Source organism: Sulfobacillus thermosulfidooxidans, assembly GCF_001280565.1.
Classification (GTDB): domain Bacteria; phylum Bacillota; class Sulfobacillia; order Sulfobacillales; family Sulfobacillaceae; genus Sulfobacillus; species Sulfobacillus thermosulfidooxidans_A.
Map to the genome: position 1 here is coordinate 361,368 of NZ_LGRO01000001.1, position 15,963 is coordinate 377,330.

General features: G+C 54.4%; 19 protein-coding genes. All 19 read right to left on the minus strand.

Translation table 11 applies throughout. From position 1 onward, the window contains the following. Positions 1-165: 165 nt before the first annotated feature. Positions 166-453: a hypothetical protein gene (locus tag AOA63_RS01915; protein WP_053958126.1), complete on the minus strand. Its 288-nt coding sequence runs from the start codon at positions 451-453 to the stop codon at positions 166-168. A gap of 23 nt (positions 454-476) precedes the next feature. After that, positions 477-836, minus strand: coding sequence for a DUF805 domain-containing protein (locus AOA63_RS01920; RefSeq protein WP_053958127.1), 360 nt, complete (start codon positions 834-836; stop codon positions 477-479). Positions 837-1,044: 208 nt separating this feature from the next. Continuing rightward, positions 1,045-2,613 (minus strand): hypothetical protein, encoded by a 1,569-nt coding sequence (locus tag AOA63_RS01925; protein ID WP_053958128.1) that lies wholly within the window; start codon positions 2,611-2,613, stop codon positions 1,045-1,047. A 356-nt stretch (positions 2,614-2,969) separates the two neighbouring features. Continuing rightward, the gene (locus AOA63_RS01930; RefSeq protein ID WP_242848360.1) at positions 2,970-3,530 is read right to left on the minus strand and encodes a DUF488 domain-containing protein; all 561 of its coding nucleotides are present in this window, start codon (positions 3,528-3,530) and stop codon (positions 2,970-2,972) included. A 100-nt stretch (positions 3,531-3,630) separates the two neighbouring features. Beyond that, entirely contained in the window at positions 3,631-3,816 is a 186-nt protein-coding gene (locus tag AOA63_RS19570; RefSeq protein WP_053958130.1) for a hypothetical protein, read from the minus strand. A gap of 162 nt (positions 3,817-3,978) precedes the next feature. Further along, the gene (locus tag AOA63_RS01940; RefSeq protein ID WP_053958131.1) at positions 3,979-4,437 is read right to left on the minus strand and encodes a hypothetical protein; all 459 of its coding nucleotides are present in this window, start codon (positions 4,435-4,437) and stop codon (positions 3,979-3,981) included. A 29-nt stretch (positions 4,438-4,466) separates the two neighbouring features. Continuing rightward, a complete protein-coding gene (locus tag AOA63_RS19260) occupies positions 4,467-5,585 on the minus strand; it encodes a hypothetical protein (RefSeq protein ID WP_139061462.1) in 1,119 nt (372 codons plus the stop codon). A 21-nt stretch (positions 5,586-5,606) separates the two neighbouring features. Then, the gene (locus AOA63_RS01950) at positions 5,607-6,482 is read right to left on the minus strand and encodes a hypothetical protein (RefSeq protein WP_053958133.1); all 876 of its coding nucleotides are present in this window, start codon (positions 6,480-6,482) and stop codon (positions 5,607-5,609) included. 62 nt (positions 6,483-6,544) lie between these two features. Next, entirely contained in the window at positions 6,545-8,023 is a 1,479-nt protein-coding gene (locus tag AOA63_RS01955) for a hypothetical protein (protein WP_053958134.1), read from the minus strand. 131 nt (positions 8,024-8,154) lie between these two features. Next, positions 8,155-8,601 carry a hypothetical protein gene (locus tag AOA63_RS01960; RefSeq protein ID WP_053958135.1) on the minus strand — a complete coding sequence of 149 codons (447 nt, stop codon included), beginning with the start codon at positions 8,599-8,601 and terminating at the stop codon, positions 8,155-8,157. Then, complete coding sequence (locus tag AOA63_RS01965) at positions 8,598-9,341, minus strand: SAF domain-containing protein (RefSeq protein WP_053958136.1); 744 nt, start codon at positions 9,339-9,341, stop codon at positions 8,598-8,600. The genes AOA63_RS01960 and AOA63_RS01965 overlap by 4 nt, the downstream gene beginning before the upstream one ends. Before the next feature lie 21 nt (positions 9,342-9,362). Next, on the minus strand, positions 9,363-9,962 hold the full coding sequence (locus AOA63_RS01970; RefSeq protein ID WP_053958137.1) for a hypothetical protein: 600 nt from the start codon (positions 9,960-9,962) through the stop codon (positions 9,363-9,365). Between the two features lie 13 nt (positions 9,963-9,975). Next, on the minus strand, positions 9,976-10,992 hold the full coding sequence (locus AOA63_RS01975) for a hypothetical protein (protein WP_053958138.1): 1,017 nt from the start codon (positions 10,990-10,992) through the stop codon (positions 9,976-9,978). A gap of 87 nt (positions 10,993-11,079) precedes the next feature. After that, complete coding sequence (locus tag AOA63_RS01980; RefSeq protein ID WP_053958139.1) at positions 11,080-11,298, minus strand: PLDc N-terminal domain-containing protein; 219 nt, start codon at positions 11,296-11,298, stop codon at positions 11,080-11,082. 128 nt (positions 11,299-11,426) lie between these two features. Further along, positions 11,427-12,059 carry a hypothetical protein gene (locus tag AOA63_RS01985; RefSeq protein WP_053958140.1) on the minus strand — a complete coding sequence of 211 codons (633 nt, stop codon included), beginning with the start codon at positions 12,057-12,059 and terminating at the stop codon, positions 11,427-11,429. Positions 12,060-12,081: 22 nt separating this feature from the next. Then, positions 12,082-12,906 carry a hypothetical protein gene (locus AOA63_RS01990; RefSeq protein ID WP_053958141.1) on the minus strand — a complete coding sequence of 275 codons (825 nt, stop codon included), beginning with the start codon at positions 12,904-12,906 and terminating at the stop codon, positions 12,082-12,084. A gap of 19 nt (positions 12,907-12,925) precedes the next feature. Then, positions 12,926-13,849 (minus strand): hypothetical protein, encoded by a 924-nt coding sequence (locus tag AOA63_RS01995; RefSeq protein WP_053958142.1) that lies wholly within the window; start codon positions 13,847-13,849, stop codon positions 12,926-12,928. Next, positions 13,846-15,207: a CpaF family protein gene (locus tag AOA63_RS02000; protein WP_053958143.1), complete on the minus strand. Its 1,362-nt coding sequence runs from the start codon at positions 15,205-15,207 to the stop codon at positions 13,846-13,848. The genes AOA63_RS01995 and AOA63_RS02000 overlap by 4 nt, the downstream gene beginning before the upstream one ends. Positions 15,208-15,235: 28 nt before the next feature. Then, the gene (locus AOA63_RS02005; RefSeq protein WP_053958144.1) at positions 15,236-15,940 is read right to left on the minus strand and encodes a hypothetical protein; all 705 of its coding nucleotides are present in this window, start codon (positions 15,938-15,940) and stop codon (positions 15,236-15,238) included. Positions 15,941-15,963: the final 23 nt, after the last annotated feature.

A 15,963-nucleotide genomic window follows, 5' to 3' on the forward strand; every position in this document is an offset into this window, starting at 1 on the left:
AAGGGCCACCGATTGGGGACCTCTTGTACGGGATGAAGGGACTGGGTTATACATGAGCGAAGAGCCACCAGAACCCGCTAATGACGATCACCGTACTGAGATCAATAAACAGCATCAGCCAAACGATCGTCGGATCATGCGACGGACGGGGCGCAGTTGTGGCCATCACTCGAATGATGAGGGTGGCGAATCTTCATGATGTGCCAAATCGTGGAGGTCGGCGGCCATTTGCAAGAGCAAGTGCAAAATTTCGGGAATCATCCGAAAGCCGATCCACCACAAACCGCCCAACACGGCAATGAGGATAAAGGCGAGCAAGCCGAAAAAAGGCCGACCCATCACCGTCAGGCTAATAAACGTGCCAATACTCCACAACGCGGCGATACCTAAGCCAATCCACGAAATAATGTTGGCAATACTGACAAATAGACGAATAGCCGGGGTATTAGTCATCAACAAAACTCCTTTCCGTGCACTTAAATGACACGCAACGGGGTATCATAGGTGTTGCGGTGCGGATCACTGGGCAACGCATAAAACACGAGCAGAATAATCCATCCCAGAATCGGAACGAAATACAGCAAAAGCCACCACGCGGAACGATTGGTGTCATGCAGACGGCGGGTGGACAAAGCCAGCGTCGGAATGAGGACTGCCACCAAATACAGGAGGCGCACGAGGATGACGATGACGTTGTGCGGAAAACTTTGATTTATCATGGTGAACACGATGATGATGAGACTATTGATGACATAGAACCACCAAAATTGGGGCCGGGTGGCCCGGCCTTGGAAGTTGGCATATTGTTTCCAAGCATCGACATAGTAAGTTAGCATGGACATCACTCCTCGGTGGGATGGATAGGGCAATGAGAGAAGGAGACAAATAAAAAAAGCCCGTCTCATCAAGAGACGGGCTATCATGGGTTATTGCAACGCCAGCCCCGCAAGAATGCCGTTGACCATCACGAGCAGGATGATGACTATCAGAAAACGGCGACGGGATTTGACGAATCCAACGGGATTGCCAGAACGCATGATGAGATCACCTCGATGAGCGGCGAAAAGATTGCCAAACCGTCAAGCCCTCGGCATGATACACCTGATGCCAGTGAGCTTGGTGCAACCACAGCGTTTGCGGCGTCGTCGCGGTGGTCGGCCAGACAATGCGCGTGACACCGAAATGAGCCAGGGCCGAAACCGGTAAATCGCCGTCTTGCCAGGCAAGATAGGGCTGGAGCCGGTGATGCTGAATCCACCATAACGTGCGGCCATCGAGAAACACCTCGCGATTGCCGGCGGCTTCCCACACACCGCCTAAGCGGTAGGGCGTTAACGTCAGACCGGTCGTGGGATGCTGAGCGCACCAGGTCGCCACAGGCCACGTCGGAGGGTGCATAGCGCGGGCATACGCGGTATCAAACGCCGGGCCCGCCAGCGGGCTCAAGCCCAAAAGACCGGCCAGCATCAGGCCGCCGGAAAAACTCCAGATGGCGGGACGTAGCCACTGTTGCCAGGCTGAGGACATTAACCGTTCAGGAGCTCCGCCCCATTGCGGCCAAACGGGTAAGAGTGCTGACGCTAACAAGAGGACGGTTAAGGGGAGATTATATAAGGCCATGCGTTGATGCCATAAGGTGGCCAACACCGTGCCCGCCCACCAGCCCATCCAGGGACCTTGCGGGACTTTGTGCGCAGCCCATAAGAGGATGATGAGCGCCCAACTGAGGGCGAGACCGGTCCAATACGGTTCGGTCCACACCGGAGACTGCCATTCTTGGATGACGCGGGTAATGAGCGGATTGCCGGTTAAATGGATGGCCGTGGTCCAAAGACGGGTGTGGAACGGGTTGAGCCACGTGAGCAGGGTGGCACCGATGACCAAGACGCCGAATGTTTTAGCGAGGGCGGCCCAGAAGGTGTTCACGGTGTCGGTTCCCTGACGCCAAAACGTCCACAGAAGCCAGCCAATCTGCCACATCAGCAGCAACGGCACCAGAATCCAATCGCCATGGAGGGTACTCCACATGAGCCAGAGCGGAATAATGGCCCATAAGCGACGCGGGTGATACAGACTGGAGGCGAGCAATCCGAGTAGGATGAGCCAAAAGCTGGCGGAAAGAATTTGCGGGCGAAGCGGCCAATCCCCGGCTAAGAGAATCCACGGCAAAACGGCTAAGGCGGGCAGAAGCATAGTGGGTTGGTAAACCAATCGTAAAAGTGCGGCCATACTGACAATCAACAACAAGCCGCTGCCCCAAAGCAACGCGGTGAGAGGCCATCCGTGGAGTCCGTGAGGAAACGTCCAGCCTAAGAGCGCTTGCCAGCCCCATTCCAGATTGATCCAGGGCCCTGATGCCTGCACGCCGTTGAATGCCGGCAGGTTGTAGGCATACACCTGATGATGGGTGATTTCCCAGCGGCCTAAGACCCAACTCCACCAGACATCGGATTGGGCAGCTCGTGCGAGAAGGCGGGTGATGAGCACATGCATCCATAAAAGACCGACAATAAGCCCAACAGCGGCCCATAATAGCCCGTCAATCCCGACGAGCCAGGGTTGAGGCGACGGCTTAGACGATACGGATGTGTGGTCAGGAACGGGATGGAACATCGGACACCTCCTGATGCGTGACAGGTTGCCAAGTCTTTACATCTCGTTGTAGGAGCAATCCATGACCGGAAACGGTTTCTGGTCACGGATGGCTGGTAACTGGGTGTGCGTAAGACGATAAAAGTGGCGGTATTTAGGCTCAAAAGAATCACGAGACGGAGCACGTGAGTCTATGGCCAAATATGAATTTGCGTATGCCAATAGCCGATCCACACGCTTATCCGACATTCCAGGTGAATGTGGTCATGATCGGGGTTCCAAGTTTTTGGTCGCGAATCCTTATAACTTCTTGGTCAGATTCGTCGTAATCCATTGCCACTTGTCAAACACCTGATTGCTCGACAAGTCACGAAACATCACGGGGTAAAGTCTGATTCATTGTTTTCCATCAAACAATCCTGCAATGCAGTCTGTTTCGCCGTATGTGCTGCTTGGGCGCGGATACGACTTGACGAGGACAAGAACCCGAGCGTTTTTGCGCCGTGATAAGATAGGTCCGTCCATGTATATCCTTTCAAGAACTCCAACAGTCTAGTACCAATTATTGAACGATGGCACACATGCACATTGGCCTCAAAACATAATAGTCCAATTGTACGCTGCTGCGCTAATTCATGGATGACATTCATGCTGTCGCGCTGAACTACCAACCAGTCGGTATATGCTTCCCGAAACACGTCCCACGCGCCGGATTTCTTCAATTGGTGTCGGATCGAGGTGGGGCTTCCCAGTTCCGGAATGTGTATATAGTCAAGGCCCCGGACATTCAAGGATTCTTCAAGCGCACGCTTAGAAAATCCGGGTTTACGACTCAGAGGCCGCTCTCGCACATCGACAATCATATCAATGGGATGACACCCGATCAGGGAAAAGAACCTGTCGATGCTCAAGCCTTCGTAACCGATGGTGAAAAACATATTCACGATAAACGACACTCCTCCTACGCCTGATAACACACGACACGTAGTAATACAAAGGAAAGCCAGCAAGAAGATGAGGGGCAAGTTGCTATCGTCTTCACTGCCCGCCATTTTGCCCGGTGAATTCTTCAACGGTTTCAATGCAGAGGACTGTGGGGCGGGACCCATAATACCAGGGATGGCTCAGAAATCGCACGAGGGTTGTCATGCCCTGGGATGACGCCACATGCCGTAAGCTCTGTGGCAGAATCGGATCCTGTCTTGACTCCGTAGATTTTTGCATAATCGGCATCTCCTTTCTCACAACGGACGTTCCAAACTTTTGTCAAATATTTGCACCAACCGAAGCACATTTCAATTTGTAGGAACAACCCATGACCGGAAACGGTTTCTGGTCACGGATTGCCGGATTTTGAGGAGACATTTTATAACAAAATCGGTGTTCTTATTCCTCCCGGACAGGATGTGCTGTGAGGGTACGCCAGTGCTGAACATGGCGAAAAGCCAGAAGGACCACGATCCCGGTTAAGAGCCGGAGAATCCAAGATGCCCACGCAGTATCCGCGATGATAAGTGTATTCATCCAAGGAAGGGCCCAAAACCCCGCAAGGGGTAATGTACAAACACCGCCGACACAACTCCCCGCTAAAACCAATCCGGTCGTTGTCGTGGTACTCAACGTCAGCGATGGCGCGAACCGAGTCGACGTTTGATGGGGCAATGGCGTGCGCAAAATCATCAGGGCGCCGGCATTAATCATCCCGATCACGATGAGACGTATCAGGCGGCCCAGTGGCCAGAGATGATGCGCGGCGACGAAAAACCCGGTCCACGTACTGAGGCCGATGATCCAGACGAGAAAAAAAAGCCCACCATGAAGGCGAGCCTGTTGCGGTATGCGCATGAGAGTTTCCTCCTTGCAACACGATGGCGTTAGGAGCCGCTGCCGACACCGACGGGAACGGGACAATTCGTCGGATCATAGACGCCAAACGGCGCGGAACAATTTGTGGGACTGCCGTTGAAGGTTAAGCAATATTCGGCTTCTCGGTATCCCGGTTCATTGGGCATGCAATGATCTAATAAGACTTGAGTTTGTTGACACTGGGTTGAGGAACGTTGCGTGGACGCATAAGACGTACTTGATGTCGAACAGGACGTGTGCGCTGTGGGGCCGGGACACGAATACGAGGTCGTACAATGTCGTGTATAAGCGGTGGTGATGCCTGTTTCTACACCCGTCGATGAACAGCCGCTTGCGGAACACGACCCGGCACAACCGGTTGGCGCAAAAGACGAGCCGGCGGGTTGAGAACTTGACGATGCACTCGGCGCATAACAAGCGGTTGTAGTGCTTGTTGACGACGAACTTGATCCTGATGATTGGGTTGGTGAGGTATTAGAACCTGCTACGCAGCTAATGGTATTCTGATCAACAACAGCCCCCGTATTGACATTGTGGGTATATTCCGTTTGGTGTCCATTCACGCAGGCTGAAAAGGTCCATTGGGCAAAAGTGCCGGCATTGTCGCTTCCGGTTCCTTGACAGACGCCATCGTTATTGATTTGCACTTCACCCGCTGGGCATCCTTCCCTGGCAGGTCGGCAATAGGATTCCCCCGACGCGGCATTATAAGCAGTAACGGCTCCTTGACTGGCACAACCGTTATATGTGTATCCTCCTGCTTCATTTGTTGCGTCTTGAGTAAAACCGCTAGTGCTCGTACTAATTTGACTCGTAATATTTTGTTGATAACCAGAAGCCGGCTTCCATGCATCGGTAGCGGTTAACGATTGAGAAGAACTGCTAGTGCCTAAATTTGGCGTCGTGGAAGTCGTTGTGACGGGAGCTTGATATTGTGACGGTTGGCTCGTTGTGGTGCCATTGCTATTGGCACAACACGAAAAGCCACACGAAGTCCACGGAGCCGGAGTTCCGTCGGCCGGATTGCAGGCAAAAGCGGTAGCACTGGCAAATCCTACGATGCTTAAAATCAGACTACTTCCGAGTTCCCATGGCCAGTAGTGTTTTATCCATTTAGTGAAAACCATGAGAAAGCGCTCTCCTTTCAATTACGGAATTAAATGGACCGCTTGCGGGCGTTGAGTCGATAACGCAGCTACCCACCAGTAATAATGGTGGTGTAAATGCGTTAATACCATAAGCGCTGTGCCCTTTTGGACGACGGTACGAGGAATGGTTTGATGCTTATTGCTGGGATTGACGAGAGCTGTATACTGCGTGACCACAATTGGGACACGCATTTGGAGAATGATCGGCGGCTCTCCCGCTGAAGTGTGTTGAGGAGGGGGATAGATCGTAATATTTGGTGAGATAGCACTAATCATAGAAAGTGCGTAATGGTGTCCATTAACTTCATCGCCTATTCCCCCATATGCAATTTGTTCTAATTTCAAAAAAGCCGAAGCATCGCCGGGCCCGGCCTGTTTAACAACAGCTAAAGGATCATTACCTAAAACGGTCATCACCGCGCGGGCAGCTTCTTCCCACCCAGTCCTCCAGACGGATGACGGTAAGGGATGCGGTAAAATAGTAGCAGGAGGATGCGAGAGTGACGCCTGTAAAATATGCCATGTTCGGTTGACACCTGTAATTTGATTCGGTTTGACGGTAAACCCGGTTAAGTTAACGCCCACCAATGAAGGTGTAATGACGCCATGCGATGCACGCAAAGCCGGATTGTGGATGCTAATCGTATTCAAAATGGCATTTGTCTCGGCATCGTTGACAGCTTCTAATGTCTGGAGCGAAGATTCCTGAGATAGCGATTGGTGTATACCGGACTGTGAACGCGTAGCTGCCAATAATGACCGATTGGGTGCTGTGTGATGCCCACTGACCTCGAACCATCCTGTTATGCCTAAAATGAGTACACCGATCATCGCGGCGATTAGTTTCCCCTTCACAATATGCGGTGCTCCTTTCATGACAATGCTCCCTAGGCTTAGCCACTAGGGAGCATTGTGATCATCAGATGATCTTGTCGTGATTAGGTTGTAGGCCACAAGGTTTGATAGTTGCCACTCTTCCATATAGCGTCTTGATAGCCCCACTGTAATCCACCGGGAACGAATGGATCGTGATATAAGCCTACTAAAACGTCGCAGTTAATAGGCTGATCCACCACGATACCTGAAGAACTATGAGATTGATAATAGACGACTTGATTCACAATAACCGGCACGATCATGTCGAGGAGACGTGTGGGATAATACGCTGAGTTCGAAGTTGTGGGAGCTGTAACTTTTACCGATGACCCTTCGGTATTGGCTTGAATTGTGGCAGATTCGTCATAGGTATACAGATGGTCAGAACCAATACTATAATTGGAATTGGTATACGCGTTTAAGACCGTCTGCATAATGGGTGGAAGCGGCTGCTCAAACGTTTCTCCAACGGGTAAGCCGGATGGCTCCGCAATATTCAGTAAAGTCATAGGATCGTTGCTGTTCAAATCTAATACGGCTTGGGCGGCCATTTTCATCCCGGCGATTAAAGTTTGATTGGTTATGGTATAGCCTTGGGGTGCGACAATCGCTTGCGCTTGACTCAATAAGGAAGGATTGGCCTTCAGAAAGGTCTGAGTTCCCGTAATTGATCCATTGGGCGGAAGATTGGATGGAATGAGCGGATCGATCACCGATGCACTAGGCATTCCTGTAAAAAATGACAAAGGCATCATCCCGTTGTTGTTAATCGGAAGCGGGTTAAATGTCGCATTATCAAGACTAGGTTTACGGATTACTCCGATGAGTGTGGTTTTTGCGTCTTGCACGGCCTCCGCCGTATTAAAAAGTTGTGGCGTTGTTGCCGTGCTCGGGGTGGTGCCCATGCCAGATCCGGCGTTAGTTGGTTCGGCAACGGTTTTAGCATAGACGGCGACCTTGAAGTGAGACGTTGTAGGCGTAAAAGTATACGTATTGTTTGCTGTATAGTTTGTTCCTGTCCAATGGCCATTCTCTTCAATCCAGAATTGATAAACGGGATTGGTAATATTGGTTGCTTGAGCCACAATAGTTTCGGAGTGCCCAGCCGCTGGATAAGCCGTACCCTGCCCGCTAGGAGGATTGTTATCAGTCATTTGAGTAACCGTCACGGAGGTATCGACATTAACGGTTTGTTGGACAGCTCGTGCAGCAGACCAATCGCGTGCCGCATATTGGGACGGTGTTAACGTTTGCAAGACAACTAGATAACTGCCTGCACTGAGATTTGGCATAACGAAGGTGGTATCGTTGATACCACTGGTCATTTGTTTCCATTGACCATTGGGTTCTTGTACCCACCAATCATCCCACAGTGAGGTAGATTGGTGAGCGGTTAACGTCACGGTACCTCCAACGGTGTTAGAACCTTGAGTCGATAACGTCAAGGAAGGATGTGTTGCTGCTTGTGCAGAAGGATTGAAAGCTAATCCCAAACTTGATAGAGCCACTACAGAAAAAAGTGGTAATAACCGCTTTGTCATTGTGAAACCTCCTAGAAAAAATTGGCGTAACAAACATTCGGGATATGTTGTCCCAAATCCTTGTTCACAGACGAATTTTTAGCACGCCGGTAACGGCGTGCTATAGAGAGTGCACAAGTTACTGGCTAAGCTTATCTGCTGATGATATGCAGGAATGTGTATCCACCCCAAACGAACCAGTATCCCACTAACCAGGGCCATGTTGTCGAGAGGCGATGATGCCGCCACCACGTCCATCCACTCCATAAAAGTTGGAGACCAAAGGTTGCTACAATGAGCCAAGCCTCTGTGAGCCACGAACCGTGAACCCAAAGAATGGTTAAGCTGGCGATCCAGTAATCGGCTAGCCCCCAAACGACGGTATGGGGATGGCGGCGCGTTCGACTCCATACATACACCGCCATGAAGCTCACGGTCAGACAAGCAGCTAACCATCCTGACGGCTCGATCCACGGAGGATACCACACTAGGGTGAGCAGGGTCGCCCCGAGCAATGTCGACCACGCCACACTCCGTGTGCGCCAATCCGCCCACGCGACGCCGGTGAGAACCCCGGTCCACACGAGTGTCGGCATCATCCGGTTTTCGCTCCGGGTGTTTTCGAACCGTTAGACGAGGGAGCGGGCGTTTGCGTCGTCGTCGGTGGCGCCACCACGAGACGAAAATGGGTTTGATAGGGATCTTGCACTAACGTCGGATTGGCAATGGTCATGAGCAGGGACAAATCGCGATCCGGTACGGCCAAGCTGACCATGCCAATCGCCGTTTGGTTATTCGATAAGGGGGTGCCCGAACTAGAATAAATCCCCATGACGCGAACGCCGGTCGCCCAGAGATGGGCAAATCCTGTCGAGGCACTTTGACTGCCTTGTGGCGTGCTCTGGGGATCGGACCAGACTTGAACACGGTCGCCGACTTGGACGAGACCACTGCTCACCCCACTGACCGGAATGGTCCACATGGCTTGACCGGGTTTTAAGCCGCGAAAGGCTACCATCGTCGTGAAATCGGTTCGTAAAAGCGGGGTGCCGGGCGCTAATGATCGCTTGGCCACCCATCCTGTCGGAATGGACGATAAGGCATTGGGCCAGGGATTCAGTGTTTTAATCCCGGTCACATCCTGAGCGGTCAACGGTTGGCCGGGGGTTAGAGAGGTCTTGAGAATCCATACCGTATGAAGATGCGGCGGAATCGTCAATTGATGAGCAATGCCTAGTAAGGCGAATCCGCCGAGAAAGCCGGCGGCGACCTTGAACAGGCGGGCGGTCGCCGTGCGGCGCGATGATTTCTGTAACGGGGATGAGGCTAAGGTGGCCATTGGTGAAATCCCTCCTGGGCATTAGGAATGAAATGACACAATCGTATGGGGATTGGCCCGACCGGCTAAGGGCAACACAAACGATTCCGACATCGTCACGGTCCACCGCCAATGAAAGAACGTCACAAGATTTAAGGGGACCGCCACGCGCCCGGCAATAACGGGATAGGGATAGGTGACGGTTTGTGTGCCGAGTGTGACAGGCTGATTCGGAGCCGATGTGGTTTGCAGTTGAGAAATCTGAATCGGCCCGCCCAGATGCCAAACCACATTGGCCGCGGCAGGTAACGTCCACGTGACGCTCTGTGCCGTCGTCGTCGTTGTGCTACCGGGAATCGTGTGGTCGAAGGTGGCACTGAGAATGGCGGGTAAGGCGCTCGATTCTAACGTGACACCCTGACCATTCCAGCCGACATTGTAATAGGCCCCATTTTGGGTCGTGGGCGTCACCGCGGCTTGTTCCAAGCCGGCGGTAATGGCCGTATTAATCGTGGATTGTTCCGCGGTGATTTGGCTGACAAACACCGACGCGGTAATGAGGAGCAATAGGATCATGAGCATTTCCATGGAGAACAACCACGTCGCAATGGCCGGAACGCGTTTCAAACGATGCGCAAACATGGCGGCCTTCTCCTTATGAGCATTGTTGCACCGTTTCCGGAATTTTTTCGGTGTGCGCTGGAATCGTCGTGCAATGCGTGGTCGTGACATCGTGGCACGATTCCGTGGTTTCCGTGACCCAATGCCCGGAGGTGACGGGATGACAACTGTAACTGGAAACCGGTGACCACCCACAGGTACTCGTGGTTGAACAGACGTCACGCGTTGTGGGTGTACACGATGTCGAGTATGACCAACCTCCTTCACATTGACGCCCCCAGCCATCTATCCACGGATTCCATACGGCATGACAATTCAGATAAGGATTAAAGGAACGTTGTGTCGTGCAAGATTCGGTGGTGACCGTATGACAACTGGTTTGGGGATGACATGTCCATTCATTGTGCGTTGTATACCCACATTGTTCTGACGTAGACGAGACCCACACGTTATGCGTTGAAGGTGAACACACGGATGACGTCTGGGGTTGGCAGGACGTTTTGGCGGGGATATCTTGGGTGACATAAATGGTCGTCGGCGTACAGGTTGGGGTGGCGGAGGCATTAGCCGTACTCAAATCCGGCGCCGTGCATTGGCTATTGGTCTGAGTGGTATTACTGTTGGCGGCGACATATTGCGACGGTTGATCGACCGTACTACTTAACGGCACGGTGGTGGGCAATTGCAGGTGCACAATGCTAATGGGCACGGCCCATGAAATTTTGGCGGTCACTAATTGACCATACGGTTGCGTCATGTCCTGGGTATCGGTGTACCGGATGACTTGCACGGCATGCGATCCGGTAACCGGTAGACCGCCGCCTTGCAGAATCTGTCGCACAATTTGTGAGGTTTGGGCTGTCCAACAGCCATTTTGCGCTTCGGACACCGCCGCTGCGTGCGCCGCCCGATCCAGCGTTTGCTGCACGTGCCATAGCCGACTGACCGCAATGCCGCCGGTGACGCCCATCAAAATTAAGACCAATCCAAGCGCGGAACCGATGGTGCCCGCTGCCGCCGGAACGCGAGGCAGCGGTTGACGACAGACCATACGCATCGTCCCTCCTGTTCATAAAAAAGGTGGTGTCGAAAGAAAAGCCCCCGGAGCTGTGAGAACGGCAGCCGGGGGACGAGAGCACTAATCGTTAAATTGTGTGACGCTGTCCAGCATGTTATGAAACCATTGGCCGCCGGGACCGTTGTTGCCAAAAAAGAAGTAGGCGACAACGCCCAACACAACGATAATCACCAGCCAAATGATTTCTTGGGTGTGACCGGCCGCGGCCATCACGCGCCGCCGACGTCGGGTCATGAAAAACACCCGGAGCCACGCAATAAGCGAATTGAGTTGAGTCATGGATATCCTCCTTTGAGAGATCATAAACTGCATACATCGTGACGAGAGCGTCCCAAACGGGACGCCAAAGGGAGCATCACGACTCCGCCAAGCCCTGCGCATACGGAACCCCTCTTTCTTTCTGTTGGCTATTCAGACCGGGCCGGTATGGCCCATGTCACCCACGTCGCAGGCGTCCTCGGGTCTTTTGGCGAGACCACAGCGCCGAACATGCGTCGCTGGGTCGCGCGCATGATCCACGGAGGATAGCGACGCAAAAGTTGCGGCCACAACGGGCCATCCCAGATCGTACCGCCGGCGTGAATAATGGCTTGACGTTCCGCATCCGTCAGGCGATTAAAGCCTGACGAAACCAGCCCGACGGTATCCGGTCGAGTTTGAATAAGCTGCACGAGTTCTTCGGCATAAGTCTGGCGATACCGCCGGGCCGCGTCTTTCGGCGTCGGTCCCGCCCAACGGCGGGCGTCCTGGGCATGCACTTCCCATACGGTCGATCCTAATGACACCGGTTCGGGCAGTTGGCGCCGGATCCAAGCGGAAGGCGAAGCGGTCCACCAAATCGCACGGGTTTGATAGCGTCTGGCACAGCGTAGCGGTTGTACGAGGAAAAAGAGGCTGTGCGTCATCGTCACGAGAATCAGTCCCGCGCCGATTATCAAATGCCCGGTCAAATCCGCCAGGCCGGCCCCTGTCAAGAACACGGTCCGTTCCCAGAATTGCCAGCGGATGTGCCAGAATAACGACGTGGCATAACCCCACATCGAGAGGCCTCCTTGTCGAAAACTACAGCACGGTAATCCCGCCCGAGGGCGCTAAGCCATGAGCAAAAAAGGTGACCATCACGATGAGCATCATCGCGAGAATGACCAGAGCGGGGACAATGGTAATTTGTTGATCCACCCGGTCCGCTAAGGCGCGGGTGCCTTGCTGCTGCTGGGCGGCAATCAGCGTATGCAAAGGCTTTAAGGCATCCCCCGAAATCCCCCGTTCTAAATGATGGCTCAGCGTATCGGCTAATTGTTGGTAGGGAAGCAATTTCAAGCGAGCCGCCCACTGTTGCACAATCACGGCGGGCGTATCGGTTTGTTGATGCCACGCGGCGAGTAACCGTTGCAGCTCTTGGGCCGTCTGCGGACCGACGGCGATGAGGGCCTCCTCGACAGCGCGTTCCGGGGCATAGCCTAAATCGAAGTAGACGCTTAACATCAGCACGAGCGGGACAAAATCGCGCAGTAATTCGTGTTGCCAGCTCACAAAATGCCGGTGAATCCACAATTGCGGGCCCCACCAGGCGCCGAAGACGGCACCGATGAGCGCCACGACATGGTTTTGGGTCACAAGGGCTAACGGCACACCGATCAACGCCCCAAAAAACAGGACCCAAAAGACCGTCTGTCCGCTCGACCAGCCCAGAACGGCCAATTCTTCACGAATGCGGTGACTCCATCGGTTTTGGGCCCACCGCACAAACGCCTTTTGGGCCCGTTGCCAGCTCGTTTCGTGGGGATGAAACGTTAAGGGGCGAGGACGTGTCCACAGTTGCCGCCAGCTCCAGAGCCAGAGGAGCACCCCCCCTGCGGCGGCAATCCACGGTGCCGATGTCATCATGGCCAGCGTCCCTCCTTCTCTAAACTTGTTCCGCGGTGCGTTCGGCTTGCCGTTGCACCCAGGTGCCCAGCGCAATCAATCCGGTGGCGACGCCAAACACGACAAAGCCGAGGCCGTGCTGGGCGGATTGGACGACGCCGGGACTGCTCACCCATAATCCGGCTAGGAGGACCAAACTCCCCACCACTAACAGTTTGGATAATCGCGTGCCGGCATAAATTTGGCCGCGGCGCCGGGCATCGGCCTCCATGCGCTGACTCCAGAGATGCAACACGGTGGCGAGCAAATCCGCGGTGTGTCCGCGTTGTCGTTCGGCGACGAGCACATCGGCGACGAGTTGCAGTTCAATATGGCGAATCGCCCGCGCTTGCGCTTTTAATTCGGCTTCAAAGGGTAACAAGGTCTGATCGGCTTGCGCATCCCGAGGGCGGCCGGCCATGGGCTGGCGTCGGCCCGTGGCTTCTCCACTGAGGCACGGTTCTAAAAACCGGTGGAGCACATCATCATTTTGCGTGTAGAGCTTTTCCCAGACGGGAAGCACCGGACGGTGATCATCGAGCGCAAATTGGATACTGGTACAGGCGCTCAAGGCTTGTTGATCCAAGCGGTTCCATTGCCGGCGAGCCCACCAGCGCACAGCCCCTTCGGGCCATCCCCAGGCAATGGCGACGAAGGCGAGCCCCATAAGCGGATTGCGGGTGATGCCGGTGACGAGAATCCCCACGCTGATGCCCAGGAGGGCATTGAGACGTTGCAGCTGCCGAGGAGACCAAGACAGACCCGTGAGCGCAATCCAGGACGCATTTAACGTCGGCGGCACGCGCCACGTCATGGGCTTGGGTTGCCAAGTAAGCGGTTTCGGCATCGACCGCCATTGCCAGACACTCCACACCAGGATGGCAAAGCCGAGGCTGGCCAACCCCCAAGCAGCATCCGCGATCATGCTCTCACCTCCGGCGCGTTGACCGGTTCAGAGGCCCCGAGTTTGGTCCGCAGATCCGCTGAGGGGTCGCCGACCCGAACCAGATGACCGTGCTGCCAATCAAACAGTACGTGGATTGTGCCATCGGGCGTCGTTTCCGCAATCTGGCTGACCCACCGGGATCCGGATTCCGGATCGTGGTGGACATAGACAATCAGATCAATCGCTTGGGCGACCGTCTGTTGAATCAAATCGTGGGAAAAGGGCAACCCCGATTTTTGTGCAATGTAATAGAGCCGACTAATTAAATAACTGGGATGACGCAAGTGAATCGTGGACAAACTCCCGCCTTTTTCGGTCAAGCCCAGTTCAATAAAATCAAAGGACTCGGGCCCCCGTAACTCGCCCATAATCAAGCGGCCTGGACTTTGGCGGAGGGCGTTCCGAAACAAATCCAATAACGACACCCAGCCGTGCTGGCGTTCTTCCGCCGTGACGGACCGCGCCAACCCAATGAGATTAATCTGGTGATGAAAGGGTAAGTGCAGCTCTTCGGTATCTTCGAGGATAATCAAGCGTTCATGCGGCGGAATGGCTTCGATCGCCAAAGCCCGGAGCAAAGCCGTTTTGCCCGATTTCGTCGGTCCCGCAATCAGGCAATTGGCGCGAGCACGAATGGCCCACACCAGAAAGGCGGCGGCGTCATCCGTAATCATGCGCCGCCGAATGAGTTCGCTCAGCTGTAACAAGGTGCCCATATTATGTTTGCGAATGGTAATGGCAGGTCCCGTCACGGCCACCCGATGATGGGTGATATTAATCCGTGCGCCGTTTTCCGGCCAGGTGAGATCCATCAACGGTTCCGTATCCCGATATTCCCGTTGACAATGGCGGGCCAGATGTTGGGCCAGACGAATGCTGTCTTCTATGGAGGCCAACGTGAAGGCCGGTTCAATGCGCCCGTTGCGGTCCACAAAGACATACGGGCCCGTCACCATAATTTCCGAAACGGTCGGATCCCGCATAACCGGTTCCAGCACCCCAGCCCCTAACAATTGCGCTTCTAGGGCATCGGTCAATTGCATGGCCACATCCTGCGACGGATGCAAACTCAACACCACATCCGCGATCGCTTGACGAATGGCTTGGCGATCCGCTTGATATAAATGGGCAATTAATGCGCTATACCGGTCGTTTAACAAGAGCAACGCGTGGCGGAACAGCGATTCGGAGCCGGAAGGCGAATCCGGGGTGGGGTCCATGGTGCGAAAGGGAGCCTGGACCGCCGGACCGCCAGAATCGTAACCGAGATCTTGCAACGGATTGGGCGTCGGATCCGGCGCGCTGAAGGTTTGAACTAAGGGATTATAAAACGACATGGACGATCACCTTTCTTGATCCGGCAGGTTAGGCATGCGACGCGCCGAAGAGGGCAGCCGCCTGGGTCAGGGTCACGGCGCCCGGCGTGGTTTGTTGGACGATCCCCTGGCGATTGATCGCATAAATGGTGGGAAAACTCCCGATGTGCCAAGCGGATTGTGTGGGGCTCGGGGCGACATAGACGTGGATATTGGCCGCCTGTAAGGGATAGGTGGACACATATTGTCGCATGGTCGCTTGCATTTGGGCGACCGTCAACGGGCCCCCAACGCCATCATGACCATGGAAGGGCGGATTTTGCGGACCCGGATCGGCAATGCCACCTTGCGGCGAGACATCCACAATATCAATGGCCCAATGGGGATGTTCTCGCGCCATTTGGGGCCACACCCAGCGATCTTCATAGCCACAAAAAAGGCACCACGAGGCCATCGCCATCACAATCGTTCCGTGAGATCCCCGCGCCAGATGCGTCGCATGGCCGGATAAGGTGGTTAACGGCGCAGACCAGGGAGCCGTTTGGCCGATGGTCCACGGCCCCGCAGAACTGGGGGGCGTCGCAGACGGCGTGGTCGGATGAAAGGTCGAGGTGCTGGACGCTGCGGTGACGCGAGACGTCGGGGCGAGCCACGCGCCCACGGTAAACCCAATGCCCATCCAGCCCACAATCGCGGCGCCCACGCCGCCGAGAAGCCACCGCCGGGCCGACGGTGAAATGTCAGAAAATACCATAAATGAATGCACAACTCCTTTCG